Annotated in this window: 26 protein-coding genes; 2 read left to right on the top strand and 24 right to left on the bottom strand. The window is 52.2% G+C overall.

The window, feature by feature from the left end; all coding sequences use genetic code 11:
• Nucleotides 1-97 precede the first annotated feature (97 nt).
• The 21 genes from CJP46_RS04665 to CJP46_RS04565 all read right to left on the bottom strand — a co-directional run bounded on the left by CJP46_RS04665 (nt 98) and on the right by CJP46_RS04565 (nt 20688).
• Nucleotides 98-844: an SDR family NAD(P)-dependent oxidoreductase gene (locus tag CJP46_RS04665; protein WP_094594406.1), complete on the bottom strand. Its 747-nt coding sequence runs from the start codon at nt 842-844 to the stop codon at nt 98-100.
• A 65-nt stretch (nt 845-909) separates the two neighbouring features.
• Nucleotides 910-1239 carry a putative quinol monooxygenase gene (locus CJP46_RS04660; protein WP_094594405.1) on the bottom strand — a complete coding sequence of 110 codons (330 nt, stop codon included), beginning with the start codon at nt 1237-1239 and terminating at the stop codon, nt 910-912.
• 114 nt (nt 1240-1353) lie between these two features.
• Nucleotides 1354-2061 (bottom strand): Crp/Fnr family transcriptional regulator, encoded by a 708-nt coding sequence (locus CJP46_RS04655; RefSeq protein ID WP_094595068.1) that lies wholly within the window; start codon nt 2059-2061, stop codon nt 1354-1356.
• Between the two features lie 392 nt (nt 2062-2453).
• Nucleotides 2454-3305, bottom strand: a complete 852-nt coding sequence (locus CJP46_RS04650) for an MBL fold metallo-hydrolase (RefSeq protein ID WP_094594404.1) — start codon at nt 3303-3305, stop codon at nt 2454-2456.
• A gap of 146 nt (nt 3306-3451) precedes the next feature.
• Nucleotides 3452-4198: a WecB/TagA/CpsF family glycosyltransferase gene (locus CJP46_RS04645; RefSeq protein WP_094594403.1), complete on the bottom strand. Its 747-nt coding sequence runs from the start codon at nt 4196-4198 to the stop codon at nt 3452-3454.
• Complete coding sequence (locus tag CJP46_RS04640; RefSeq protein WP_094594402.1) at nt 4195-4725, bottom strand: GNAT family N-acetyltransferase; 531 nt, start codon at nt 4723-4725, stop codon at nt 4195-4197. The genes CJP46_RS04645 and CJP46_RS04640 overlap by 4 nt, the downstream gene beginning before the upstream one ends.
• Nucleotides 4726-4741: 16 nt before the next feature.
• Nucleotides 4742-5359, bottom strand: coding sequence for a cyclase family protein (locus tag CJP46_RS04635; protein ID WP_094594401.1), 618 nt, complete (start codon nt 5357-5359; stop codon nt 4742-4744).
• 52 nt (nt 5360-5411) lie between these two features.
• On the bottom strand, nt 5412-5786 hold the full coding sequence (locus CJP46_RS04630; protein ID WP_094594400.1) for a DUF4180 domain-containing protein: 375 nt from the start codon (nt 5784-5786) through the stop codon (nt 5412-5414).
• A gap of 59 nt (nt 5787-5845) precedes the next feature.
• The gene (locus CJP46_RS04625) at nt 5846-6676 is read right to left on the bottom strand and encodes an SDR family NAD(P)-dependent oxidoreductase (RefSeq protein WP_094594399.1); all 831 of its coding nucleotides are present in this window, start codon (nt 6674-6676) and stop codon (nt 5846-5848) included.
• A 72-nt stretch (nt 6677-6748) separates the two neighbouring features.
• Complete coding sequence (locus tag CJP46_RS04620; protein ID WP_094594398.1) at nt 6749-7336, bottom strand: TetR/AcrR family transcriptional regulator; 588 nt, start codon at nt 7334-7336, stop codon at nt 6749-6751.
• Nucleotides 7337-7500: 164 nt separating this feature from the next.
• The gene (locus CJP46_RS04615) at nt 7501-8577 is read right to left on the bottom strand and encodes an NAD(P)-dependent alcohol dehydrogenase (RefSeq protein WP_094595067.1); all 1077 of its coding nucleotides are present in this window, start codon (nt 8575-8577) and stop codon (nt 7501-7503) included.
• A gap of 238 nt (nt 8578-8815) precedes the next feature.
• A complete protein-coding gene (locus tag CJP46_RS04610; RefSeq protein ID WP_094594397.1) occupies nt 8816-10273 on the bottom strand; it encodes an MDR family MFS transporter in 1458 nt (485 codons plus the stop codon).
• A gap of 151 nt (nt 10274-10424) precedes the next feature.
• The gene (gene pyrH / locus CJP46_RS04605) at nt 10425-11162 is read right to left on the bottom strand and encodes a UMP kinase (RefSeq protein ID WP_094594396.1); all 738 of its coding nucleotides are present in this window, start codon (nt 11160-11162) and stop codon (nt 10425-10427) included.
• A gap of 617 nt (nt 11163-11779) precedes the next feature.
• A complete protein-coding gene (yicI, locus tag CJP46_RS04600) occupies nt 11780-14101 on the bottom strand; it encodes an alpha-xylosidase (protein WP_094594395.1) in 2322 nt (773 codons plus the stop codon).
• Between the two features lie 40 nt (nt 14102-14141).
• A complete protein-coding gene (locus CJP46_RS04595) occupies nt 14142-14981 on the bottom strand; it encodes a carbohydrate ABC transporter permease (protein ID WP_256992184.1) in 840 nt (279 codons plus the stop codon).
• Nucleotides 14978-15904 carry a carbohydrate ABC transporter permease gene (locus CJP46_RS04590; protein WP_094594394.1) on the bottom strand — a complete coding sequence of 309 codons (927 nt, stop codon included), beginning with the start codon at nt 15902-15904 and terminating at the stop codon, nt 14978-14980. Before CJP46_RS04590 ends, CJP46_RS04595 begins: the two co-directional genes overlap by 4 nt.
• A gap of 24 nt (nt 15905-15928) precedes the next feature.
• Nucleotides 15929-17152 (bottom strand): ABC transporter substrate-binding protein, encoded by a 1224-nt coding sequence (locus CJP46_RS04585; RefSeq protein WP_179281033.1) that lies wholly within the window; start codon nt 17150-17152, stop codon nt 15929-15931.
• 183 nt (nt 17153-17335) lie between these two features.
• Nucleotides 17336-18391: a LacI family DNA-binding transcriptional regulator gene (locus tag CJP46_RS04580; RefSeq protein ID WP_179281032.1), complete on the bottom strand. Its 1056-nt coding sequence runs from the start codon at nt 18389-18391 to the stop codon at nt 17336-17338.
• Between the two features lie 319 nt (nt 18392-18710).
• The gene (locus CJP46_RS04575) at nt 18711-19106 is read right to left on the bottom strand and encodes a VOC family protein (protein ID WP_094594391.1); all 396 of its coding nucleotides are present in this window, start codon (nt 19104-19106) and stop codon (nt 18711-18713) included.
• Between the two features lie 229 nt (nt 19107-19335).
• Complete coding sequence (locus tag CJP46_RS04570) at nt 19336-20133, bottom strand: helix-turn-helix transcriptional regulator (protein WP_094594390.1); 798 nt, start codon at nt 20131-20133, stop codon at nt 19336-19338.
• Between the two features lie 123 nt (nt 20134-20256).
• The gene (locus CJP46_RS04565; RefSeq protein WP_094594389.1) at nt 20257-20688 is read right to left on the bottom strand and encodes a winged helix-turn-helix transcriptional regulator; all 432 of its coding nucleotides are present in this window, start codon (nt 20686-20688) and stop codon (nt 20257-20259) included.
• Nucleotides 20689-20865: 177 nt separating this feature from the next.
• On the opposite strand from CJP46_RS04565, the gene CJP46_RS04560 reads away from it, so the two are divergent.
• Nucleotides 20866-22083, top strand: coding sequence for an MFS transporter (locus CJP46_RS04560; RefSeq protein ID WP_094594388.1), 1218 nt, complete (start codon nt 20866-20868; stop codon nt 22081-22083).
• A gap of 140 nt (nt 22084-22223) precedes the next feature.
• On the top strand, nt 22224-23066 hold the full coding sequence (locus CJP46_RS04555) for an aldo/keto reductase (RefSeq protein WP_094594387.1): 843 nt from the start codon (nt 22224-22226) through the stop codon (nt 23064-23066).
• 100 nt (nt 23067-23166) lie between these two features.
• On the opposite strand, the gene CJP46_RS04550 is transcribed toward CJP46_RS04555, so the two are convergent.
• The 3 genes from CJP46_RS04550 to CJP46_RS04540 all read right to left on the bottom strand — a co-directional run bounded on the left by CJP46_RS04550 (nt 23167) and on the right by CJP46_RS04540 (nt 25779).
• Nucleotides 23167-23910, bottom strand: coding sequence for a spermidine synthase (locus tag CJP46_RS04550; protein WP_256992183.1), 744 nt, complete (start codon nt 23908-23910; stop codon nt 23167-23169).
• Between the two features lie 82 nt (nt 23911-23992).
• Nucleotides 23993-24712 (bottom strand): YebC/PmpR family DNA-binding transcriptional regulator, encoded by a 720-nt coding sequence (locus CJP46_RS04545; RefSeq protein ID WP_094594386.1) that lies wholly within the window; start codon nt 24710-24712, stop codon nt 23993-23995.
• A 98-nt stretch (nt 24713-24810) separates the two neighbouring features.
• The gene (locus CJP46_RS04540; protein ID WP_094594385.1) at nt 24811-25779 is read right to left on the bottom strand and encodes a glycoside hydrolase family 43 protein; all 969 of its coding nucleotides are present in this window, start codon (nt 25777-25779) and stop codon (nt 24811-24813) included.
• Nucleotides 25780-25782: the final 3 nt, after the last annotated feature.

The raw sequence follows: 25782 nt of genomic DNA, 5'->3' as shown, positions 1-25782 counted from the left end.
TCAGGCAGAGAGATCTTATATAGACTCCTCTGCCTGAGTTGATACATGGGCTTATTAGGAATTGCTTAAATGACAGCTCATCCCTTCTGATTCAAGGTCAGACTTGAGCCATACCGCCATCTACGAACAATTCGACGCCGTTCACATAGCTGCTTTCCTCCGAGGCCAGAAACATCACCGCGCTGGCAATCTCCTCCGTCTTGCCCAAGCGACTTAACGGAACGACATTCTTCGCCGATTCAAGAACTTGATTTAGCGCTTCGCCAAACAGATCATTATAAGCTGGCGTGTGGACCGTGCCAGGGCTCACTACATTAAGTCGTATCCCTGTGCCTTTCAAATCCATTATCCAACTCCTCGCCATCTGACGGAGAGCCGCCTTGGTACCTCCGTAGACACTAAACGCTGCTTCGCCGATCGTACCCGCCGTCGAGCCGGTTATGATGATGTTTCCTGTCATATTTGGAAACAGCGGCAAAGCCTTTTGGATGGTGAACAAGGTACCCTTTACGTTCACGTTGAAGGTTGTGTCGTATTGCTCTTCCGTAATCTGACCCAAGGGCAGAAAGCTGCCAAGTCCAGCGTTTGCGAATAGAATATCCAGATGTCCTTTCTCCTGCTTTACCGTATCAAACAGTTTATCCAAGTCCTTCAAATTCGAAATGTCACCTTGAACGCCGGTAACCCGGTCACCGATCAATTTTACTGCCGCGTCCAGCTCGCTTTGTCTACGGCCAGTAATGAATACGTAGGCTCCTTCCGAAACGAATCGTTGTGCCGTCGTAAGTCCGATACCGCTTGTTCCTCCGGTGACAACGGCTACCTTACCTTCAAATTTTCCCATGTCTATACGCCTCCTATGAAATTATGCATCCTTCTGGACCTTAAAGCGTTAAAGATTCAACGTCATCACGCATTCGTTATATGACTTCCCCATTCGCCCTTCGGTTGCAACCAGCTGACGCTTCTATCCACAATTAAATCGCCCAGTGTTCCTTCGTAATTCTTGCGGTATGGTTTATTAAATTCTTCCGCAAGCCAGCTATCTCTCGTGCCTTGCCATGTTTCATAAATGATCAAGTCATCCGGCTGATCCAGATCGTCCGAAACAATGGCGCTAATGAAAGCCTTCTCGGATGACATCTCCTCAATAAGGGAATATAGCTCCTTGCGGAATTCTTCTTTTTTCCCTGGTTTAGCTTTGAATCGAATATTCAGTTGAACTTGTTGATTGGACATGTTGACTCCTCCTATATTTTCATATTTTGAGTGATTTCGTTACGGCATTTATCATAACGCTAGATGAATAATTCGACAGTAATGCAGATTACGAAATTCATACGGGTCATGAAATCAAGCCAGTTCTTCCATCGCTTTTTCGATATGAATCATGACCATTCTACGACTGGTCACAAGAATACCTTCATTGGATAGTTCCTGTAGGGTAAGCGATACCGCTTCTCTTGTGGCGCCGATCATATTGGCCAATTCTTGATGAGTCAGGGGAATATCGATTTTTCGGTATCCATTTTCTTCTATGCCGAACTTTTTAGATAGACGGTTAAGAAAGTAAAGCACTTTACCACGCAGATCCCTAAAAACCAATTTTTCCACCAATTCATCCTGATCTCGCAGGCGTTTGCTTAGTTCCGATAAAAATCGTAAAGACAATTCAGAATACTTGCGTAAAAGCGGTTCGAATTGTTCAGTCGAAATCGAAAAAACGATCGAGTCTTCCATCGTCTCCACATAAGTCCCTCTTGTGCCCAATGAAAACGTTTCAACTTCGCCAAACATGCCGCCTTCGCTTAGGATGCAGACCGTATGTTGTTTGCCGGCCGAATTGGTTTTGTATAAGCGAAGTTTACCGTCGATGACGAAAAACAAGCCATTCCTTTCATTACCGGGCGTCTGAAGAATAGAGTTTTTTGAAAGCTTATACGTATTTGATCTTGTTACCAATTGTTCGATTTCACGGATAATTTCTGCCGGAAGCGATTCAAATATTTTTATTCGTGGCAAAAATGATGTTATGTTTTCCATCGCCTCATCATGTAACATTTTGCCCCTCCTTTCAATGTTGCGAACGACAACCGTTCCACTCTTCGCGATAATCTTCCTCGTGTAAAATAACCTATAGCGAAGGAGTGTTACATTCATCATAAACCACCATAATTTCCTCTTCTGTAATCCAGATTACAAAGCTTTTCGCTTAGAATCCAAAGACGAAAAGAACCTATATCCCTACAAAAACTTGATGTTTAAAATATTAAACTTTCCTTTTTACACGAATCCATTCATGGGCTTCTTTGTTTTTAGCTGTCGCACTTCATCGTACAATCCGTCAAATAAAAAAACAAACCGCCTTCAAAAGAAGGCGGTTTGTGGCTAATCTAATCCATATTTTTCGAAGCTGGCCGCTTCCGGACCGAGTCCGACCGAAAAACGTCAGACTATGACTTCAAAGCATTCAGGGCCGCATCCGTCACGTGGATAAACCTTTCGCCCCGGGCGATCACATGAATGCGCATCTCAGGAAAATGGTCATATACATAGTCCACGAAATATCCCGGATGCTCGGCATTTCCCGCAAAAATGTCATAGTGCATCGGGATCGTCATGCCGATGCCGACCGACTTCGCCAGCTCGGCCGCTTCCCGGTAGTCCATATTGCCGATGATGCCGCGGCTGTTTCGGAATGCGTCGCGGCCATTGATCGGGAGAAGCCCGAGGTCGATAGACTCGCCTTGAAGGCGGTCCGTCAACCCTTCATAAATGACCGTATCTCCGGAATGGTAGACCGTAACACCATTCAGTTTGATCAAATACCCGACGTAACGGTGGTAGCCCTGCTCATCGGTTTCGAGCACTTCATGTGCGGCCGCGATCGGGCGTATGGTCACTTCTTCGCCGTAATCCTTCTCCGTGTCGGCGATCATGAAGCGCTCAGGGGCTACGCCCTGCTTCAATATATCCTCCCGGCAGTATGCGGGAGCCATATAGACCGTCTGCGTGTTGGCGCGGGACATCGCCGCAATCGTCTCCAGGTCCATATGATCCGAATGCTCATGGGTAATCAGGCAGTAATCGGCATTCGTAATATGTTCCGGACCGATCGGCGCCGGGTAGGTCCGGCCCGGATTATGGCTGACATACGGATCGATATAAATGACCGTCTTTCCTCCCTTTATGATGAAGCTGGCTTGTCCAAGCGGCCACACCGCGACCATACCGTACGGCACGACGGTGTCCTCGATTTCTTGAATCAGAAGCTGGCCTTGCTTGACTTGCTGTGTATGGCTCATGCCTTCCTCTCCCTTCCGTGACCTTTCCTATCAAACTTATCATTCCATGGAGATCCCAAGCAAGCATCGGCCCCCATTCTGAATCCAGTTCGGCAGTGATTGAACCATCATTGATCGTTATCGACCCGCCAAACATTCACTGAAGGCTAAACTTCCCGCTGCCTTTCTCTGAAAAACACCGCTTTCAAAGCAAACCGGGGTAAAATGAGCTGTCTGCGCCATCTCGACGGTTGGGAAATCAGCCGGTACAACCATTCGAGATTGAGGCGCTGCCAAGCTGCAGGCGCCCGCTTCACTTTACCGCCGATGATATCCAGGCTGCCGCCGACACCGATGGCGATTTTGGCCTGCAGCTTGTCCTTATGGCTATGTATCCACTTCTCCGCCCGGGGTGCTCCCAAAGCTACGATGAGAAAATCCGGCGTGGCTTCAGAAATCTCCTGTACGATTCGCGGCTCATCTTCCGCCGTAAAGAAACCATGATGTCTCCCGCGTACGACGATGCCCGGATACTGCCGCCCAATGTTGATGACGGCTTGCCGGCTCGTATCTTCATCCGCGCCCAGAAAGTAAAACGACCATCCCTTCCGGTCGCCTTCCTCAAGCAGCTTAAAGAGCAAATCGCAGCCCGTCACCCGTTCGGGAAGGCTGCCGCCACGTACCTTGGAGACCATCACGATCCCGATGCCGTCCGCCGTCACGAGGCCCGCCTCATCGACGATTTGGCGCAGCTGCGCATCCTTTTGGCAGGAGATGACGATCTCCGGATTGCCGGTAATGACGTGAAACAGCCGCCGTTCCTCTCGGTCCACCACGTCGTGAAGAAGCCGTACGCTCTGCTCCATCGTCAGTTTCGGGAAAGGGATCCCCATGATGGGGACATGTTGATTCATCTTTCGACCACCTCTTCTGTATCGGCGTAAACGGAATATACAAGCACTTCTTTGTTCCATTTGAAGATGCGTTTTTCCAGCGTCATTCCGATCCGTTCGGCCACCCGTGCGGATGGTTTATTGTTGGCATCGGGAAGCGAAACGATTTTGCGAAGCTCCATTTGTTTTAATCCATAATGCTTGCAAGCCGTTGCTGCCTCAGTGGCATAACCGTTCCCCCATACGCGCCTTGCAAACAGGTAGCCGATCTCCATTTCCTTAGCCCCCTCCACTATCTGCGGAACGATGCCGCATTGTCCCAGAAACTCGCCAGTGATCCGGTCCTCCACGATCCACAAGCCGACGCCGCACTCCTCATAATTGCGCAGCGTCCATTCAATCCATTCCATTGTTTCTTGGTTGTTTTTGATGGAGGGGTAGTACTTCATTGCGACGGGGTCCGCAAATATTTGCTGCAGCAAAGGAACATCATCCCGTCCCATTTGCCTCAGGTTCAACCGATCGGTACTTAGTACAACGTTTTTCATGCAGAACCATCCCCTTTTACTCTGTACTGCGAGCTATAATTCTCGCCGGTGACGAATCCGCCCGGATGAGTAGAGGTAATGCTATTATTTCAAAGGCCGTAAAAGATAACAGCCGGTCGGTGTTGAACAGATTTTCGGCAATGAAAACCCCATGCCCAAATAAATACTTATGAATGTCGAACGGGTACTTATCCGGAGACGGCATATCCAGGCAGACCATCTTCGTTTGCTTGCGCACGAGCAGCTCGGCAAACGCTTGGGTTAAGACGGGATAGTCCGTAAAATATTCCGGCTGCCCCCACAGCCTGCCGTGATCGGTATGCAGCACTACGATTTGGCCTATTCCAATCTTCTCTTCGTACATAGACTTATATTCAACCGACGCCTCTTGCGAGACGTCCAGGATGCACCCGGTTCCAATAAAGCGGTCTAATGGAAATTCGCAAAGATACCGGTCGGAATCCGTCAAATGCATCGGCCCGTCGATATGCGTGCCGGCGTGCATATTGATGGACAGTTGGTGGTTGGCATACGAATCGCTTTTCAAATGCCTCGTCTGGACAAGTGCAGTTTCCTGGTCCCCCGGGAAAACAGGCAGTCCATCGTGAATGAGCCTGGTAAGATCGATCGTCATCTGAACCGTCATCTCCCTGTCCCTTGCGTTTACCTTCGTCTCTCTTAGGCTGTTAAGGTACCCGATGAAGGGCAGCCAGCGCCTCTTCCCCGTCCTTCATAAAGAACACATCCTGCCCCTGATTGCATTCGTAGATGAAATCCCGCAGGCTTTTGCTGGAATAGGCTTCAAAATCACCGACAATGGCTATCTTAAACTGATAGGTCCGATATTTCTGCAATATTTCGCCGGCGAAACCGGATTTCAGGTCAAAAAACGCTTCGGGCATATTCGACTGATTCAGTAACAGCTTATGGCAAGGCCCCGATGGATTCCATCCAATATCCGCCATCAGATCCAGAGCCGTTTGTACGTCGTGGATCACAGCATCCCGATCCTCGAGCACCGCTACCTTCGATCCGTCCTGTTCATGTATCGTATAATTCATGGTATCCACTCCTCCTTCCGTTATCTTACCTTGTCAGTTGAAGCAGTTCCAGTCTTTTCCTAAGGCTGGTCTGGCTGAACCGCTGCCTGGCGGGCGACGCGGCACACGAGCCTCATCAGCTTACGGTGAAGCGAAGGAAACAAGGTGAACACGATATCCATCGTACGGCGCAGCGGCATCGGGCAGATCACTGGCTCATTTTTGTGAACACCCTTTAGCGCAATGCGGGCGAACTGTTCGGGGCTCATCATCTTCTGCTTCTGCATTTGCTTCAGAACGAGTTCTTTATCCAAATGGAGCGCTTCGCCCGTCCGATGGATCGGGGTATCTACAAATGCCGGGCAAAGCGCGCTGACATGAACGCCAAACGTTTCTGCTTCATAATGAAGAGAAGTCGTCAGCCCGACTATGGCGTGTTTGGTAGTAGCATACGCGGCGGCGGTAGGCGATGGCCCAAGTCCGGTCGCGGAAGCGGTATTCGCAATGCAGCCGAAGCCCTGATCCTTCATGACCCGATAGGCCGCTTGGGTTCCGTGAATGACGCCCCACAAATTCACTTGAATGATCCGGTTCCAATGATCATGTGTCATATAATACAGCTCGCCGTACATGCCGATGCCCGCGTTGTTGAACATATAGTCGAGCCGTCCGAACTCCTCGTATACGCTCTCGACCAATCCTTCCACTTGGTAAGCATCCGTCACGTCCAGGTGAACGTACCGCCCTCCACCGCCCTTGGAGGAGATTCTACTGACCGTATCCTCACCGCCTGCGCGGTTCACATCGGCCACCACAATGAAAATACGCTCCTCCGCCAACGCTTCGCAAATAGCCCTGCCGATTCCCGAAGCCGCCCCTGTGACAACAGCCACTTTATCCCAATCCGCCATATCCTTAACTCCCCTCATCATTTTAAGTTTAGAACAATTAGGACGATCGTTCTAATCTGTCTATGGAAAACCTCATCGTTTGAGGATTCCGCTTAGAAAAAGATCGACGCTTTTCCGGAAAAGGCCATGCAGCTGCTCGTGCTCCATCGTGTAGATGTGCTGGCACAGCGCGCCGAGCAGCGTCCCGAACAAAAATGTCGTCCCTTGCAAATCGTCGATCTCAAACTCGCCTGTATCGATCCCGAATTGGAAAACCTCCGAGTAAGCCTGCATCGGCGTAACCGCAAGTCCGTACAGCTGCTGGACCGTCTCCGGACTCGTCGACGGATTCGCCGCCAGCTCCTGCCCCACCTTAAGCAGCGGTGTCTGATAATTGTTCAGCACGAATGTGGCCATCGCGTACAATTTATCCCTGGCTGTCTTGTAGAGCGGGGACACCCCGGCCCACTTCTCCCCCCAAGCCCGCATTCCGTCCAGGGCGAGATAAACAAACAGCTTTTCCTTATTCTCAAAATGGTAGTACACGTGGCCCTTGCTGAACCCGGAGGCTTTGGAAATATCAGAAATCGAGGTTCCGGCGAACCCCTTCTGCGAAAAGAGCTGTGCTGCCTTTTCCGCAATAATCCGCCGCGTTTCTTCACTGTCGTAATGTCGTTTCAAAGCGATCTACCTTTCCATATTTGCAGAACGATCGTTCTAAAGTCATCATACGCGATCTGGCCTGTCATTGACAAGAAATATTTGGAAAGTTCAAAAAGAAGACATAAAGAATACAAAAAAGCACGGCCTAAACCGTGCTTTTATCCTGAGAAGATAGAAAAGTATCACTCCGCTGCCGGCACGCCGTTCGGGTAAACGACGACTTTTAGGCACTCGCTTTTGTGATTTAAGGCCCGCTCCATCGCTTCCTGGGTATCCTCGAGCAAATAACGGTCCGTGACCAATGTCATCACATCGGCAATGCCGGATTCCAGAAAGCGGATGCCTTTCGGATACGTATTGGCATACCGGAAAATGCCGTAAATATCGACCTCGTTATCCGCGATAAAAGGAACATTCAGCGGAATCTCATCCTGGGCCGGGAGCCCGACGACGGCCAGCTTGCCACCTCGCCGCAGCGAGCCGAGCGCGGTTTGCAGCGCTTTGGGATTGCCGGCGGTTTCCCAAGCCACATCGACGCCTCTTCCATCCGTCAACCGCTGAATTTCTTCCAGGGCGTCCTGCTCTGCGACGTTAATCACATGATTCGCTCCGAGCTTCCGGGCGGCATCCAAACGCAGCGGTTCCAAATCCGTTACGATGATCTTGGCAGCGCCATAAGCTTTGGCCGCGACCACGGCCATTAGGCCAACCGGCCCCATCCCCATGATCGCAATGGTGGATCCGGGCTTAAGCCTGCTTCTCGCTGCCGCATGTATCCCGACGGAAAACGGCTCGATCAGCGCGGCCTCCTCATAGCTCAGCGAATCCGGGATCCGGTACACAAAATCCTGCCGGATTTTGATGTACTGCACAAACGCACCGTCCACCGGCGGCGTCGCCAGAAACTGCACGTCCGGACAGAGATTATACCGCCCCTCCTTGCAGGCTTCGCAGCGGCCGCAGGTTACACCGGGCTCAACGGCTACACGGTCTCCCACCTTGAATCCGGTTACATCTGCGCCCACGGCGGCGACATCGCCCGAGCATTCATGGCCGAGGATGATCGGCTTCTCCACGACATACTTGCCGATTCGTCCGTGCGTATAATAATGGAGGTCGGACCCGCAAATGCCGACGGCCATCACTTTGATCAAGATTTCGTCAGGTGCGATGTCCGGAACCGGCACCGTTTCCATCCGGATTTGTCGCGGGCTGTGCATCACAGCGGCTTGCATCGTTTGGGGAATGCTGGAGCTCATCATCTGTATATTTCCTTCCCTTCCTGAAATCTATTATTTTCTATCCATTGTATTATAGAAACCCGCTAATATCTATGAAATCCGCTCCTGATCAACAGAAAGAAACCGCCCCCTTTCGGGAGCGGATCATTCTGTCCAGCGAGAAGCACCACATCTAAAGGAACACAGTCCCTTCGCTCGCGGCTATGTATCTGGATGACCGGCGGATCAATGGTCGGTCATAGCAGCGGAGCGCCTATTATTCCGCAGGACCTTTGGTCCGCTTGAATAGCAAGGCCAGAATCAACGCTGCGATAGAGAAGCCGAACCCGATGACAAAAGCGTTATGAACGCCGGATACCATCGCTTGAGCCATTTGCCCCGGCGCGGTTGGATCGGAAGAGCCCTTCAGGAAGCTGGCTTGGCCGTTCGACATGACGCTGATAAAGAATGCCACGCCAATCGCACCCGCCACCTGCTGGAGCGTATTCAAGATCGCTGTGCCGTGCGGATAATACCGGGCCGGAAGCTGGTTCATACCGTTCGTCTGCGCCGGCATCATGATCATGGAGATCGAAACCATCATGCAGATATGAAGGATGAGCAGCGTAGTTTTGCTCGTTTCGACGCTCACCTGCGTAAAGAACCACATTATGATCACCAGCGCGGCAGTACCTGGAATGATCAGTGCCCGCGGACCGAATTTATCGAACAGCTTTCCGGTAATCGGCGAGATCAATCCGTTGAGCAAGCTGCCTGGAAGCATCAGCAAACCGGAGGCAAATACCGTCATGCCGAGTGCGCCCTGAAACAGGAACGGCAGCAGCGACATGGAGGAGAACAGCGTCATCATCATAATGATCAGCATGATCGCCGTCAGGGTAAATGCCGGAAATCTAAAGGACCGGATATCCATCAAAGGATCCTTCAGACGGAGCTGACGAATGACAAACAGCAGCAGGGCAACCCCGCCGACGATGATGGTCCAGTACACTTTGGGATGCGACCAGCCCGCTCCCCCTTCACCCAGACTGCTGAAGCCATAGACGATTCCGCCGAATCCGATCGTAGATAGAATGATCGACAGGACATCCACTTTGGGTTTGGTAGGCTGCGAAACATTTTTTAAATACACAAACGCGATGATGATCGAAATGATGGCAAACGGCAGAACCAAGTAGAACAGCCATCTCCATTCAAACGAATCCAGAATCAATCCCGACAATGTCGGTCCGATGGCCGGCGCGAACATAATGACCAGACCGATACTGCCCATGGCCGCTCCGCGTTTTTCCGGTGGATACAGCACCAGGATCGTATTCATCATGACCGGAAGCATCAATCCGCTTCCCGCCGCCTGAAGCAAACGGCCTATTAAGAGGAACTCGAAACCTGGGGCGAAGGCACAGACAAACGTGCCCACCGTGAAAATGATCATGGCTCCCAGGAACATTTGCCTGGTCGTAAACCACTGGACCAGAAGCGCCGATGCGGGAACCAGAACGCCGACGACCAGCATGTAGCCTGTGGCCAGCCACTGCAGCGTAGAGGCCGAAACTTTGAGTTCAACCATCAACTCCGGAAAAGCAATATTGAGAAGCGTCTCATTTAATATGGAAAAGAACGCTCCCACAATCAACGAGACCAAGATGGGCAGCTTCTTGATATGGCTGAGATCAGCCGGTGCAGATGCAGCTGCGGCACCTGATGGATTCATATATTCTCCCTCCTGTTTTGTGCAATTTATCTATATTTGGCATCAGCGAGCCTATTTTATCATATAACACCCTGAAAGTGTTTCTTATAAATTGCTTTTTTTAAATGATTTATTATTTTAAACATTTAAGTATTTCTTGAGTCCATAAATATTACTCATATGCCAGCACCGAATCCCGGCTGATGATCGTGCCTTGATGCTTGCCTTCGCACAATTCTTTCATCGACCCCGGCTTGTCAAAGTTGAATACATGAATAGGAAGATGGTAGTCCCGGGCCAGAATAAAGGCCGATTGATCCATGATTTTCAGGTCGTGCCGGATCACGTCGTCATAATGCAGCGATTTGAATTTTTTTGCGCCAGGATCTTGCTTCGGATCGGCACTCAACACGCCGTCTACTCCCTGTTTCGCAACGAGCAGCGCGTCGCAATTCACTTCGATCGCCCGCTGAACCGAAGGATAATCCGTCGTGACGTACGGCTGACCGTTCCCGCCGGCGAAGATGACGATATATCCTTTCTCCAGATGGTGTACGGCACGCAATCGAATGTAGGGCTCGGCCACCGAGGTGATAGGAAGCGCGGTCATGACCCGGACCTCCTTATCTGTTTTGGCTTTGAGGACGCCGCGCAGCATCAGGCTGTTGACGACGGTTGCCAAAGTACCGATGTTATCGGCCTCCGCCCTTTCAATCCCCCAGGTTTCCGCCATGTTTCCTCTAAATATATTGCCTCCGCCTATGACTAGGGAAACTTCCACTCCCATACGTACGACAGACAAAATTTCGTCCGCGATATGCTCGAGTCGTTCCGGCTCAAAGCCGAACTGGCTCGTTCCGGCCACCGCACCGCCGCTTAATTTAATCAACACTCTTTGATATGCCGCCATTTATCGAAGCACTCCTTTCGATTCATAAATAGGATGACCCTCATGGAACGCTAACAAAGATAAGCCTCCATCAGCGTTTATTTCGGAGCATTCAGATTCCCTGACGCTTAAGCCGGTGTTCATAGCGCCAAAAAGAAAACACTAAAGCCGCTCATGCCTTAGTGTTCAACGCTTAAAACGTATGCTGTTTTCTTCATATTGGGGTATTTGCGCTGCTTGAACACCAGGGCTCCTCCTTTGGAATCCGTTTTTTTTCCAAGCCGATTATATCCTGAAAGGTTTGGTCGATGCAACTAAGGCCGTTGTGAGGAGGTTTGGCGAAGTGGACAAGACTTCCTTGTGACTCGTGAAGTGTGACTAGAGCGTGTGAAAGAATGGGATTACAGGTTCAAGGTAGGTACGGTTATTCGGTTTTTCTATTGTGAATTTTTCATATGTTGAAATTTGGATATTAAAGGTTGTTGGTTCATACCATTTTAAAGCTGTCATAAAGGGTTGCCGAAAAAAGCAGACGTTCAAGTTGACGCAAAAACTCCCGAAAAACCGGCGAAAAGGCGGTTTTTCGGGAGTTTAGCGTCAGTATAGTTACAGATCTCGTGTGTGCAAGGCTATCGTTATTACAATTGGATCGATATATGCTCGGCGCCAGCTTGAGGCGTCAAAAGTATCCCCTGCTCGGTAACGGCGGCTTCGGCGCCGCCTACCTGGGCGATTTGGCGGATGCCGCGCAGAAGCAGCTTCCACGGCTTCGCTCCTTCCGCCTGAACAGCGATTTTCCCTCCGCCCCGGGTTACCATGACCTTCAGTTCCTCTTCGCCGTTCGTTCCATTCACGACGCATGTGGATTCCGTCCCGTCCACAAGTTCAAAGGCGTGAAGGGTCACCCCGTCCGCGTAATCGTAATCCGGGCGCTCTTCATTGTGTCCGACCGGAATGATGCTTCCGGCTCGCGCCAGCAGCGGCACCGTGAAGTAATCGACCTGCCGGCTGATCCATCCGCCGCCCTCAACACTCTCTCCGGTTACGAAATCGGTCCAGCGGCCCTCTGGTACATAGTAGCGTGCCAATCCCTGATCGTTCATGACCGGCGCGACAAGCAGCGAATCCCCGAGCATATACTGGCGGTCCAGCACATGGCAGTTCAGATCATCCGGGAATTCCAGCACCATGGCCCGCATGACGGGCACCCCGGAGGCCGCCGTTTGCACGGCGGAACGGAACAAGTACGGCATCAGCGTGCATTTCAGCTTGGTGAAATAGCGCAGTACATCCACCGCTTCCTCGTCAAAAAGCCAAGGCACCCGGTATGACTGGTTCCCGTGCAGCCGGCTGTGCGTGGACAGCATGCCGAACGCGGTCCAACGCTTATATAGGTCCGGTGTGGCCGTATTTTCAAAGCCGCTGATATCGTGGCTCCAGAAACCGAAGCCGCTGAGCGACAAGGACAGGCCGCCGCGAAGCGATTCAGCCATCGATGCGTACGACGCGGAGCAATCGCCGCCCCAATGAACCGGGAACTGCTGGCCGCCGGCCGTAGCGGAACGGGCGAACACCGCCGCTTCATTTTTGCCGCGCGTCTCCTCCAGCACTTCAAACACCGTTTTGTTGTACAGGAACGTGTAGTAATTGTGCATTTTCACCGGATCGGAGCCGTCGTGGTAAATGACGTTCGTCGGAATCCGCTCACCAAAGTCGGTTTTGAAGCTGTCGACGCCCATGTCGAGCAGCTCCTTCAGCTTGCCCTGGTACCAGCGGACCGCCTCCGGATTCGTAAAGTCCACGAGTCCCATGCCGGACTGCCACCGGTCCCACTGCCAGACGCTGCCGTCCGGATTTTTCACCAAATAGCCGTTCTCCTTGCCTTCCTTGAACAGGTACGACTTCTGGCCAATATATGGATTGATCCATACGCAGATATGAAGCCCTTTATCTTTCAGCCGCCGCAGCATCCCCTGCGGGTCCGGAAACACATCAGCATCCCACTTGAAATCGCACCATTGGAACTCCTTCATCCAGAAGCAGTCAAAATGGAACACATGCAGCGGAATGTCCCGCTCCATCATGCCGTCCACAAAGCTGTTGACCGTATCCTCGTCATAGCTGGTCGTAAACGAGGTCGTCAGCCACAGGCCGAAGGACCAGGCAGGCGGAAGCGCCGGTTTGCCGGTCAAAGCCGTATAGTTTTGAAGGACCTCCTTCAGGTTGGCACCGCCGATGATGTAATATTTCAGCTTTTCGCCGGGAACGCTGAACTGCACCTTCGAGACATTCTCGGAACCGACTTCATAAGAGACGCGCTCCGGATGATCCACGAACACGCCGTATCCTTCGCTGGAAACATAGAAGGGGATGTTTTTGTACGCCTGCTCGCTGCTGGTCCCCCCGTCTTCGTTCCAAAGATCCACAACCTGTCCATTTTTCACAAAAGGCGTGAAGCGTTCCCCAAGCCCGTACACGTATTCGCCGACCCCGAGGTCGAGCTGTTCCCTCATATATACATCCGCCGATTCGGAGGATTTAATGTAGGCAGGACCTTTGTAGCCTGTCCCGGTGAGGCGGCGTCCATCGTAATCATACGCAACGTTCCACCCCTCGTTCGGGCGGACGGTGGCGGTCAGCTTGCCGCTGGTAAAGGTCACGGCTCCGTCACGCTTCTCTACCTGGACTTTCAGGTCCGGTTGTGAATAGATTTGAAAGGCCGGGCCTTTTTCGTCCATGCCCTCATGATGGATATATTCCACGCAAATCACGTTCTCCATCGGGGACGTATAACGGACCGTGAGCAGCGTCGTATTCAGCGTATCGCCTTTGTGGACGATTTTTTTGGTGGATGCATATACCGTCATTTCATCTTCCCGGGTCTCGATATCCCTTACCTCTACCGGATACAATACCTGCAGCCCCTGCCGCACATGCCAATAACCATCTGTAAATTTCATAGTGGCTCTCTCTCCTAACCATATTATCTATAATCATTCGTCAGTCTTTCATGGAACCGGCGGTAATGCCGCCAACGACGTAACGCTGCAGGCCGATGAAAATGATAATGATCGGAAGCGCAGCCAGCGTGGCGACCGCCATCAGATTGTTCCACTCCGTGCCGTACTGTCCGATGAAGCGGTACAGTCCGAGCGTCAATGGGCGAACGCTGTCTTCGGTCGTTAAGGTCAGACCAAAGATGAAGTCGCCCCAGCCGAAAAGGAAGCAGAACACCGCGACCGTCATCATGCCGGGCACGACGAGCGGGAGGATGATTCGCGTGAACGCCGTAAACTGGTTGCAGCCGTCGATCTTCGCCGCTTCCTCCAGTCCTTTGGGCAGTGCCATAAACGACGGCCGGAGGACGAGGACCGCAAACGGCAGGGCATGGATCATGTCCGCCAGGATAAGTCCGAAGTAGCTGTTCACGAGATGAACCTTCGAGAACATGATGAACAGCGGCATCGCCATCATAATACCGGGCAGCATCTGGATCGCAAGCAGCAGAATCATGATCAGCGACTTGCCTTTCAGATCCAGTCTCGCCAGCGCATACGCCGCGGGTGTGGCGAACAGCAGCGACATGATCATCGTCCCGATGGCGATAATAAAGCTGTTCCCGATATACCGGAGCATGTCTGTATTGTGAATGAAGTTGTCGTAATAGGCTGTAAAGGTTGCGTTCAGCACGCCAAAATGCGGCGGAGACGAGAACAGGTCCGTAATCGGGGTTACCGACGTTTTGACCATCCAATAGACGGGAAACAAAAACAACAAGGTGATGACGGCACCGATCACGGTCATGCCGGCGCCCTTCCATTGTACTCGCTGGTTCATCATGCAGCCTCCTCCTTACTGGACATACGGAGATAGATCACGGCCAGCACGGTCAAAATCGCGAACATGATCATGGATACCGATGCTCCCTGGCTGAATTGGAATTTGGTGAAGGACAGCTGGTAGGCGTAAATCGGCAGGACGTTCGACGAGTTTACCGGTCCGCCTGCCGTCATAATGAAGATCATGTCGAACACTTTGAACGTGTTGATGATCCCCAGCATGAGCAGAATCAGGATCGTCGGGCGCATAAGCGGCAGCGTGATGTGGCGGAACTGCAGCATTTTTCCCGCACCGTCCAGCTTGGCCGCTTCATACAGCTGCTCCGGCAGCCCTTGAAGTCCGGACAGCAGGATGATCATGTTGAACGGAATGCCCACCCAAATGTTGGCGACGATCGTGGAGAGCAGCGCCGTGCCGTTTTCGCTAAGCCAGCTGTGCGGCTCATGAATGATCCCCAGACTTTGCAGGATGTAGTTAACCACTCCGTAGTCGCCGTTCAGCATCCATTGGAATACCGAAGCGGTGATGACGACCGGCAGCATCCAGGCGAGCAGCATGAGTGAGCGCATCAATCCCCGGCCGGGGAAACTGCGGTTGAAGAACAGGGCCAGCGCAAACCCGATCGAAAATTGAAACACAAGGCTGAGAACGGTAAACAATACCGAGTTTCCAAGAGCCGTGTAGAAGACCGGATCTTGGAACGTCTTAATATAGCTCGCCAGGCCCGCAAAGGCGTGATGTCCCTTAAAGTTGTATACCGTTACATTTTGAAAGCTGAGGATCAGGTTATACACAATCGGGAAAATAATGAACACCAGCAGGAACAGGATGACCGGCAGAACGAACAGATACCGGGTCCATGCCGTATTTCTTAAGCGCTTGGACGTTCTTGGCGCTGCCGCGGAATAGGATTGGTCAGACATATGGTTCCTCCTCCTTTTCAAAAATTAGGGTGCAAGCGGCTTGATTTTGCCGGCAGCCGTTTGAACGGCCTGCTCGGGAGAAGCCTGCCCGGTCAGTACCTGCTGAAGCATCGTTTGGATCGCTTCGGAAATTCCCGCATAATCCGGGCCGTAGGCACGTGCCTTGGCGACCTCCATCGCATCTGCAAACACCTTCATCTGCGGATCCTTCTGCCAGAACGGGTCCTGCAGCAAATCTTTGCGGCTCGGCAGGCGGCCGTTAGTCTGCAGCAGCTTCTTCAGCCGGTCCGGCTCGTTGGCGAAGCGGATGACGTCAAAGGCAGCATCTTTGTGCTTGGAGGCCGCAGAGATCGCCCAGTTTTCGCCTCCGAGCACGGTTGCGCCCGTTTTACCTTCGGGCAGCGGCACGACGTCCCAGTTGACTTTGCCTTCCTTCTGCAGGAATGGGATCTGCCACGTTCCGTTCACCATCATCGCCACTTTGCCTGCGGCGAACTGCGTCGCGGTGTCGGATTGCTTCTGCGTGATAACTTCCCTGGACATATAGTTGTTCTTGGCCATGTAGTCATACAGACTTACCGCATCCAGGGTGCCTTGACTGCCAAAGTCAGGAATGTCCGAGCCGGCCTGCAGCAGAAACGGCAAAAACTGAAACGTCCCTTCTTCCGTCTTCACCGCACTGACCGCGAATCCGTACACATTTTTCTTGGTGAGCAGCTTGGCGTCTTCCTTCAGCTCATCCCAATTGGCGGGGGGCTTGATCCCTGCTTCATCAAACATATCTTTGTTATAAAACAGCGCCAGGTTGTTGCTTCCGACCGGAACGCCGTAATTTTTGCCGTCATACACCGTGGAGGACCATGGCCCGTCATAATATTGATCCGCCTGCCCCCACGATTTGACCTCGGAAGTGATGTCGGCCAAAATGCCGGCAGCGGCGAATGTCTGATGGTCGGCGCTGTCGATCCAGACGATATCCGGCCCCTGGTTGCCGATCGAGCCAAGCAAAAGCTTGTTTTTGATGTCGGAAGAAGATACATATGTGCGTTTGATCCTCACATTCGGATGGGCCTTTTCATATTCGCTGATGATGTTGTTGATCGCAGTCACGCTGCCGTCGGTCGTCATCGTATCCCACCAGGTCAGGGTGACTTTTCCCGAATCGGTACCGGAACCTGCCGAGCAGGCGGTCAGCGCCAGAGCGAGCAGCGAAAAGGCGAGAAAGAGCGCTTTCATTTTGCCGCGCATAAACATGTCCTCCTTACAAATAATCTAGGATCGGTTCTTCAGTGTCCTCAGCAAAGGGTATTTGTTCGATCCCTTTCCAGCGGCAGCGGTTGATTTTGGTGTGAGCCCTATCGTTTGATAGTAAATATCATAAAATGATGTACGTAAATCATTTTATTTATGAGAAGCCCGGCACCTATATCCTCAGATATAGTACCGTGCATTCTCTCTCGTAACCAGTTCCAGCTTGGAGATATTTTCCTGCAAATTCACCTTCTCGCCGCTGGCCGTATAATTAAACAGCGTCTTGACCGCCAAATACCCCTGATTTACCGGGTCCTGGCATATCGTCGCCGTTACCGTGCCGCGATCCAGGTCCTTATAAATATGTTCCGTCATGTCATGGCCGATCAGGGACACTTTGCCGCCAAGGCCCGCTTCATCCAGATGGCGAGCAATGACATGCAGCTTCGCGCTCGTTACGTAAATCCCGTCGACCTGGCGGAAGTATTCGCCAAAGCGGCCCGGATCATCGTATTCCTCATGCTTCAGCTTCAGCGGCGGAGCCATTTCGATGTTCCCCTGCTCGGCGATGACTTCGCGGAAGCCGGTAATTTTCTGCTGCATCTGAAACGTGGTCGCCGACGGCAGGCTGCTGGCGTCTGACGTGATCAGTCCAGCCCGGCCGCCGCTTCCGATCAGCTTGCACAGCATGTCGGCGGCAAGTCTGCCGGCGACCCGATAATCGCAGCCTACGTAAAACAAACGTTTGCTGAGTGGCGCGTCGTTGTTGAATGTGCATACCGCCATTCCTTTATCGATCGCCTGGTCAATAGGGTCCTCCATCTGCTGGGAATCGTTTGGAGACAAAGCCAGCGCGTCGTAGGCGCCGCTGTCCACGATATCCTGCACGATCTGTCTCTGCTTCTCCGTGTTGTAGCTCTCCGATTTGAATATTTCAATCCGCAGCCCGTAATCACGCAGCTCCTCATACGCGAGGCGAATTCCGCGCTCAATCTGGGTCCAGAAATAGTCCGGATGCTCGGGAAACACGATCGCAAAGGAAATTTCGGTACTTCGTGAAAGGAATCTCGCCGATTTGTTCGGCGTGTATTCCAGCTCCTCCAGCTTCTCCATAACTTTGCGGTATGTCTCCGGCTTTACGTTGCCGCGATTGTTGAGGACCCGGTCCAGCGTGGCAACCGAGATGCCCAATTGCTGGGCGATTCCTTTTAACGTCAGTCTTTTATGATCCTTCATAAGCATACCTCTTGTCTTATTCTGCAGAATGAAAGACGTTTGATCTTTCAGGCAGATTCATTGTAACTCCGCTGCTTCCTGTGTGTCAACGCTTTCATGATGGATTAGGACAAAAAATGATGTTCGATAATCATTTTAAAAATTCTAACCTTCTCTTCCCCTTCCTATATTCCGCCGGACTATAGGTTATTATGTCGTTGAACTCAGGTAAATCACTAGACCAAAAAGGGACCCCTGAATCCCTTCCAGAAGTCCCTGTCTGCTGACGTATCCTGCTGTTAGGGGCAATCCACCCCTGCGCTGCCTCAAAGCAACGCCGTTAGGAACCGGTCGTTATCATCCAGCGGATGCCAAACTTATCTTCCAATTGGCCGAATAAGGATCCCCAGAACGCAGGTCTGATCGGATCGCGAACCGTTCCGCCTTCGGATAGCTTCTCAAATGAAGCATATGCTTCTGACTCTTGTTCAAATTCCAATACCAGGTTAATCGCCGTTCCTTGCTGCATCGGTTCGAATACTGCGTCCGACATCAAGATATTCACGCCTGCGGCGATCAGGCTCAAGTGCATCACCTTGTCTTTGTTCTCTTCTGACGCGTGAGGCAAATCACCATGGGTCTGTACCGATACAATTTCCCCTCCGAGTGCCTGAACGTAAAATTCAGCCTGTGCTCTGGCATCCTCTGAAAAAATGTAAGTCATGTGCTTGGCCATCGTCATTCTTCCTTTCCTGTGCAGTTGTTTCATTTCGAAGCAGGAATGGTATCCCTGACACGTGACTTGGCCGCGGACGATGAACTTGCTTGTCCCTTCCCAGAAAACAAGCCGCAGCCGAAAAAGTTCGGGAGTCCGATATGTAGCGTCATTGATGAGTCGATATGTACAAGGATGGTTTCCTGTCCCACCTGCCTCTACTATAACACCGCGATCAGGAACGGATTTATTACCGATTGCTGAGTTGACTGTTGATATGAAGAAAATTGTTCATCAAAAGGGGCAGCGATATCAAAATGGGCGGATCATCCGGATGGGGGACTCGCATGTTTACATGTTGAAAAGGAACCGGCTTATCCGGACCGACGACGATCGGAATCTTGTGTTTGGCGCGGAGCGTCGTCTGGGGCACCAGAAAATCGACGGCCCTCATTCCCCACGGAACGGAAGTCGCCAACAAATAATAAGTTCCGGGCTTGACGCCGGTAAACCGGAAGCGCCTGCTCGCGGACGACAGCAATGTACCGTAAGGAGGCAGTCCCTCAGGAATGGGTTTCGCGAACAAGCCGATGAGAATGACCCCTTCAAACGGCACCTCGAACGAAACGGAGCCTTCCACGGTTCCCATTGGTGTCATCAATGACGGCAGGTCATCCCAACTCACGAGCTTTTTCAGCGAACTCAAACGGCTGTCCGCAATCTCCCTGGAATTGCGGAAGAGGGAAGGCGTAACCCCTACTTTCTCGGTAAACCGGGAAGTAAACGTGCCCAGGCTCTGCTGACCGATCTCCAGGCTGATGTCGCGAATGCTGAGATTGGTGTGAAGCAGCAGCTCTTTGGCTCGATGCAGCCGGAGAGAAGATACGTAATAGAGGGGCGGCAGCCCCATCCGCGCTTTGAAAATCCGGGCAAAATGGTATGGGCTGTACCCGGCATACTTGGCCAGTCTGTTCAGCTCCAACGGTTCATCCAGCCGGCTCTGAATATACGTAATGACTCCATCCAGTTCAGGAAACTTATTCGTCATACTGTACCTCCCTTGAGTCCCGGATGGATGAGGAGCGATGGGCCTGAACCAACCCCTGCCAAACCAGGAACAACTGTTCCCGTTTATATTACCATATTCTACCCTTCAAATAAAAGACAAAATTCATGGTTTGGACAACGAAGTTTCCTCTTTCTTCGCAGGTTGATCCATTTCGGTCGCGAGGCCGATGTCCTTATTGTTCAGAATGTTATCCTCCAACACGGCAAACTTGTCGCCATACTCTTTAATAATATGATTCTCCCCCCATGCGCATAGCGAATCCAGGATCGGTTTTAGGCTCAAGCCGTATTCGCTAAGTTCGTACTCCACCTTCGGAGGAACCTGATGATAGATGATGCGGTTCACGATTCCGTCCTCCTCCAGCTCACGGAGCTGCTGGGTCAGCATTTTCTGGGTGATGGACGGCATCAGCCGCCGCAGATCGCTTGTCCGTTTCTTGCCGTGCGTCAAATGGCACAGGATTACGCACTTCCACTTGCCCCCGATGACTTCCAGCGTTGCTTCAACCGAAATGTTGTATTTCTTTTTCTCCATCCGTGACCCTCCTAAGCGTCTATGGGCACTTTTTAGTGCCTATCGTACTAAAAAGTACGTACTGTTCAAATAAACTTCACGGGTACATAATAACATTCACCGGCCGGTACTGACTACCCTGTAGCTTGATCGTAAGCATCAAATAGATTGAACAACATATAGGAGTGAGATAATATCATGTCTTTGGATAAAAAACGCGCAACCTTTGCCTTATTAGCTTTAGCCATCAGCGCGTTCGCGATCGGTACCACTGAATTTATCAGTGCGGGACTGCTTCCCCTGATCGCCAATGACCTGCACATTTCGGTGACCCTCGCCGGGTTGACCGTTACGTTATATGCGCTCGGAGTCACGTTTGGAGCGCCGATTCTAACCTCTTTGACGTCGGGTGTGCCGCGTAAGATTCTGCTTATCGGCATTATGCTCGTTTTCATTGTCGGCAACAGCCTGGCGGCCGCATCCACCGGGATCGGCCTGCTGCTGGTGGCGCGCATCATTTCGGCGTTGTCCCACGGCGTGTTTATGTCCATCGGCTCGACGATTGCCGCCGATCTGGTTGCTGAAGACCGGCGGGCCAGCGCCATATCCATCATGTTCTCCGGACTCACGGTAGCGACCGTCACCGGTGTGCCGCTGGGGACGTTCATCGGGCAGCAGCTCGGCTGGAGAGCCGCGTTTGCGGCGATCGTGATCGTCGGCGTCATTGCACTGATTGCCAACCTGATCCTCGTTCCGCGCAACCTTCGCAAAGGCGTCCGGACACCGGTCCGCGATCAGGTGAAAATTGTGACCAATGGCCGCCTGCTGCTTGCTTTTCTTATCACTGCGCTTGGGTACGGAGGAACGTTTGTCGTTTTCACCTACCTGTCGCCGCTGCTGCATGATATTACCGGCTTTAAAGAATCAACCGTCGCCCTGATTTTACTGCTTTACGGCATCGCCATTGCCATCGGCAATGTGATCGGAGGCAAAGCGGCCAACCGCAAGCCATTATCCGCCTTGCTGTATATGTTCCTGATCCAGGCGGTCATTTTGCTTCTTCTCACATTCACGGCCCCGTTCAAGGTGGCCGGGCTGATTACGATCTTCGCGATGGGGCTCCTGGCTTTTATGAACGTGCCGGGACTCCAGGTATACGTCGTGATGCTGGCGGAACGGTTTGCGCCGAAGGCCGTCGACGTCGCTTCGTCCGTGAACATCGCTGCATTTAACGCCGGCATTGCGCTGGGCGCATATTTGGGCGGAATCGTCACCGATCATCTCGGCCTGATTCATACCGCCTGGATCGGCTCGCTGATGGTTGCGGCAGCCGTTTTACTGACCTGGTGGAGCCGGGTCTTGGAGCGCAAGGACACAGCGTCCGCAGTTTCTGACGACAACATGCTCAGTGCGTAAACCTGAACCTTTTCTAGCTATCGTATCTAATGCGGATTAGTTCTATACGGATCCGGTAATGATAAGCGAATGAGGTTTCAGATATACGGAAGCATCACGGATTTTATAACATGACAATTACCATTAGGAGGAAATTCATCATGACTCAACATGTACAAAGCAAAACCCGATTGAATAATGGCATCGACATGCCTTGGCTGGGCCTAGGCGTTTTTAAAGTAGAGGAAGGCAGCGAGCTTGTCGAAGCGGTGAAAGCCGCGGTGAAGCACGGCTACCGAAGCATCGACACCGCTGCGGTATATGCCAACGAAACGAGCGTCGGTCAAGGAATCCGCGAAGCGCTGGCCGATAACGGACTGAAGCGGGAAGACCTTTTTGTTACCTCGAAAGTGTGGAACGCAGACCTCGGTTACGAATCGACGATCGCCGCCTACGAGACAAGCCTTAAGAAGCTGGGTCTCGACTATCTGGATCTGTATTTGATCCACTGGCCGGTTGCCGGCAAATATAAAGAGGCGTGGAGAGCGCTGGAGAAGCTGTATAAAGACGGCCGCGTCAAATCCATCGGCGTCAGCAACTTCCAGGTTCACCACCTGGAAGATTTAATGAAGGATGCGGAAATCGTACCGGTCGTAAACCAGGTGGAATTCCACCCGCTGCTGTCCCAGAAGGAGCTTCGCGACTTCACGAAACAGCACGACATCCAGCTGGAGGCATGGTCTCCACTGATGCAGGGCGAGCTGCTTAATCATCCGCAGCTGAAAGAGATCGCTGACAAATACGGCAAGTCCATCGCCCAGGTGATCCTTCGTTGGGATCTGCAGCATGGCGTCGTGACCATCCCCAAATCGACGAAAGAGCACCGGATCGTTGAAAATGCATCGCTGTTTGACTTTGAACTGTCCCAGGAAGATATGGATCGGATCGACGGGCTGAACGAGAACCGCCGCGTAGGTCCCGACCCGGACAACTTCGATTTCTAATTTGGTTTCGTCATCTGCATCATGAGCAAACGCCATTCCTCCGTAAGCGGAGGGATGGCGTTTTTTAGTTTATCATCCATTTTCTCAGGAAAACCGGCCACTACAGCCGGTCTCTAAGAATGTATCCTTGTTCAAGCTGCGCCTGCATAAAACCTTCCAGCACATTCGCTGTGGCGGCAGCCGGCATGTCCGAACCCATCAACAATACATTTCGCTCCTCGCCTGGATCTCCTTCCGTCAGGGCGAATGCTTGAACAGAAGGAAACACCTGCTCCATCGTGGTATGGATGGCACTCAGCACCGCATCCCGCTGCAGCTTACCCGCTGCGTTCATGATGAGAAGCCCGCCTGCCTTCAGCTTCTGCCGGGCCAGCATAAAAAATTCCTCGGTCGTCAATGGATAGGGCGTTCCTTCGCGGGTAAACGCGTCCACCACAACATAATCGCAGGAGCCGTCGGCCTGCTGCTCCAGCACGGCCCTTCCGTCTCCGATAACGACATTGTTCCAGCCGTATTGAAAATAGGTCCTGCTGAGCTCCACAATATCGGCGTTGATCTCAGCCACTTGGCATTGATCTTCGCGAAACCGGCCGGCGATCGTTCCAACTCCGTGTCCGATCATAAAAATTCGGTCGGCTTCGGGCGTGCGTTCACGAATCAGACGGACAATTTCGCGCGGGTACTCCAGTACGATGCGCTCCGGATGCCGGAGGTCGATGGCCCCTTGCACCGCATTGTCTCCAAATTGCAGAACGCGGAAGCGCCCGGTTTCACCGAACAGCTGATGCGTATCGCAGACGATGATCTCCTGATTACCGCTCGTTATTCTGGCTAGTTCGTACAAGCGCGGCTTCCCCCTTTACTCAAAAAAAAGGCCATCGTCCTCTCAGACAATGGCCTTCTGCCGGCAAGCGGCTTCCTCTGAATTATTCTTCAAACTCCACGTTATGGTACACGTTCTGAACATCCTCCAGGTTTTCCAGCGCATCGATCATTTTCTCAAACGCCAGCTGGGACTCAGCTGGAAGCGGTACATAGTTCTGGGCAATCATGGAGACCTCGGCTAACGTAAATTCGGTTACGCCGGCATTCTGGAATGCTTCCTGTACGGCATGGAATTGTTCCGGATCCGCATATACGATGACCGAGTCATCCTCCTGGATGATATCCCGAACGTCGACGTCGGCTTCCATCAACAGCTCCAATACCTCTTCCTCCGTCTTGCCTTCGACGCCGAAGACTGCGGTGGAATCGAACATGTATGCGACCGAACCGCTGACGCCAAGGTTGCCCCCGTTCTTGCTGAATGCCGCTCGAACCTCTGAAGCGGTACGGTTGACGTTATTCGTCAGGGCATCCACGATTACCATAGATCCGTTCGGTCCGAAACCTTCGTACCGAAGCTCGTCATAGATCTCATCGGAGTTGCCTCTCGCTTTCTCGAGTGCGCGGTCAATGATGGCCTTCGGCACATTGTACGTCTTGGCGCGCTCCAGAACGACCTTCAGCGCCCGGTTGGATTCCGGGTCCGGTTCGCCCTGCTTGGCGACGACATAAATTTCACGCCCGAAGCGGGCATATATACGGCTGGTATTTGCGTCTTTCGATGCTTTCTTCTCTTTAATGTTATTCCACTTACGACCCATACGATCCGCTCTCTTTCGCTATTATCAGATTCTATCGTTCCTCGTAGAAGACGTGTTCTATTATATCGCAAAAACGGTCGATTGAACAAGCTACCGCCTTACGAATCGATCTTCTCCCTTGTAGGCAAGGGTCTCGGCGGCACCCCTTCAAAGGTCAGTTTCACCGGCTTAATCCTGCCTTCGTGACCAAACTCCATCCGGTCGATGCAGACTTCGCGGTGATTCGCCGCGGTTTCCGTCAGCGGGCGGCGGTGGTATACGATATACCACTCGTCTTCTCCTGGAATTTGAATGACGCCGTGATGGCCCGCTCCCGTGGCAACCTCGGGATCCTGCTGCAATATTTTGGCCTCCCGCACAAACGGCCCCACCGGCGAATCCGAAACGGCGTAGCCCACCGAATAATCCGGGCCTCCCCAACCGCCTTCGGCCCACATGAAGTAATACTTGCCTTCGCGCTTGATCATGCACGGACCTTCCACGAAGTTTTCAGGTGTAATTTCCTTATATATCTCCCCATCTGAAAATGGCATGGTGCTGACCATGTCTTCGTTCAGTTTCACGACGTTGCAGTGCTGCCATCCCCCGTAATACAAATAAGCCTGACCGTCGTCATCGATAAAAACATGGGGGTCGATCGGCTGAGCGCCATGGTAAAACCGGCTGATCAGCGGCTTGCCCAAGGCATCCCGGTATGGCCCTTCGGGCCGGTCAGCCACGGCAACACCGATGCCGCCCAGCTCCTCATTGTTCTGGATATCGTTCGCTGCGAAATAATAATAGTAGCGTCCGTTTCGTTCAATCGGTGAAGGCGCCCACATCGCCCTTCTTGCCCATGAAATGTCCTTCATCTCCAAGATCCGTTCAACCTTGGTCCATTGGACCAGATCATCGGAATAAAATGCATCGAAAAACGTTTGATCATCGTACGCTGCCGAGTATGTAGGATACACCCAGTACCTCCCTGCAAAGATTCGGGGTTCGGGATCGGCATACCAGCCGGGAAAGATGGGGTTGCCAGATCGACGTTCGTTACCGTTAAGATTCACAATACTGCTCCTCTCCATAAG

This window comes from Paenibacillus sp. XY044, assembly GCF_002257645.1.
GTDB lineage: Bacteria > Bacillota > Bacilli > Paenibacillales > Paenibacillaceae > Paenibacillus_AQ.
This window is presented reverse-complemented; position numbering and strand designations above follow the sequence as displayed.

Bases quoted from the DNA above. Each gene is read 5' to 3' on its own strand.
- CJP46_RS04665 (WP_094594406.1), bottom strand. From the start codon at position 844: ATGGGAAAATTTGAAGGTAAGGTAGCCGTTGTCACCGGAGGAACAAGC.
- CJP46_RS04660 (WP_094594405.1), bottom strand. From the start codon at position 1,239: ATGTCCAATCAACAAGTTCAACTGAATATTCGATTCAAAGCTAAACCA.
- CJP46_RS04655 (WP_094595068.1), bottom strand. From the start codon at position 2,061: ATGTTACATGATGAGGCGATGGAAAACATAACATCATTTTTGCCACGA.
- CJP46_RS04650 (WP_094594404.1), bottom strand. From the start codon at position 3,305: ATGAGCCATACACAGCAAGTCAAGCAAGGCCAGCTTCTGATTCAAGAA.
- CJP46_RS04645 (WP_094594403.1), bottom strand. From the start codon at position 4,198: ATGAATCAACATGTCCCCATCATGGGGATCCCTTTCCCGAAACTGACG.
- CJP46_RS04640 (WP_094594402.1), bottom strand. From the start codon at position 4,725: ATGAAAAACGTTGTACTAAGTACCGATCGGTTGAACCTGAGGCAAATG.
- CJP46_RS04635 (WP_094594401.1), bottom strand. From the start codon at position 5,359: ATGACGATCGATCTTACCAGGCTCATTCACGATGGACTGCCTGTTTTC.
- CJP46_RS04630 (WP_094594400.1), bottom strand. From the start codon at position 5,786: ATGAATTATACGATACATGAACAGGACGGATCGAAGGTAGCGGTGCTC.
- CJP46_RS04625 (WP_094594399.1), bottom strand. From the start codon at position 6,676: ATGGCGGATTGGGATAAAGTGGCTGTTGTCACAGGGGCGGCTTCGGGA.
- CJP46_RS04615 (WP_094595067.1), bottom strand. From the start codon at position 8,577: ATGAGCTCCAGCATTCCCCAAACGATGCAAGCCGCTGTGATGCACAGC.
- CJP46_RS04610 (WP_094594397.1), bottom strand. From the start codon at position 10,273: ATGAATCCATCAGGTGCCGCAGCTGCATCTGCACCGGCTGATCTCAGC.
- pyrH (WP_094594396.1), bottom strand. From the start codon at position 11,162: ATGGCGGCATATCAAAGAGTGTTGATTAAATTAAGCGGCGGTGCGGTG.
- yicI (WP_094594395.1), bottom strand. From the start codon at position 14,101: ATGAAATTTACAGATGGTTATTGGCATGTGCGGCAGGGGCTGCAGGTA.
- CJP46_RS04595 (WP_256992184.1), bottom strand. From the start codon at position 14,981: ATGATGAACCAGCGAGTACAATGGAAGGGCGCCGGCATGACCGTGATC.
- CJP46_RS04590 (WP_094594394.1), bottom strand. From the start codon at position 15,904: ATGTCTGACCAATCCTATTCCGCGGCAGCGCCAAGAACGTCCAAGCGC.
- CJP46_RS04585 (WP_179281033.1), bottom strand. From the start codon at position 17,152: ATGCGCGGCAAAATGAAAGCGCTCTTTCTCGCCTTTTCGCTGCTCGCT.
- CJP46_RS04580 (WP_179281032.1), bottom strand. From the start codon at position 18,391: ATGAAGGATCATAAAAGACTGACGTTAAAAGGAATCGCCCAGCAATTG.
- CJP46_RS04575 (WP_094594391.1), bottom strand. From the start codon at position 19,106: ATGGCCAAGCACATGACTTACATTTTTTCAGAGGATGCCAGAGCACAG.
- CJP46_RS04570 (WP_094594390.1), bottom strand. From the start codon at position 20,133: ATGACGAATAAGTTTCCTGAACTGGATGGAGTCATTACGTATATTCAG.
- CJP46_RS04565 (WP_094594389.1), bottom strand. From the start codon at position 20,688: ATGGAGAAAAAGAAATACAACATTTCGGTTGAAGCAACGCTGGAAGTC.
- CJP46_RS04560 (WP_094594388.1), top strand. From the start codon at position 20,866: ATGTCTTTGGATAAAAAACGCGCAACCTTTGCCTTATTAGCTTTAGCC.
- CJP46_RS04555 (WP_094594387.1), top strand. From the start codon at position 22,224: ATGACTCAACATGTACAAAGCAAAACCCGATTGAATAATGGCATCGAC.
- CJP46_RS04545 (WP_094594386.1), bottom strand. From the start codon at position 24,712: ATGGGTCGTAAGTGGAATAACATTAAAGAGAAGAAAGCATCGAAAGAC.
- CJP46_RS04540 (WP_094594385.1), bottom strand. From the start codon at position 25,779: ATGGAGAGGAGCAGTATTGTGAATCTTAACGGTAACGAACGTCGATCT.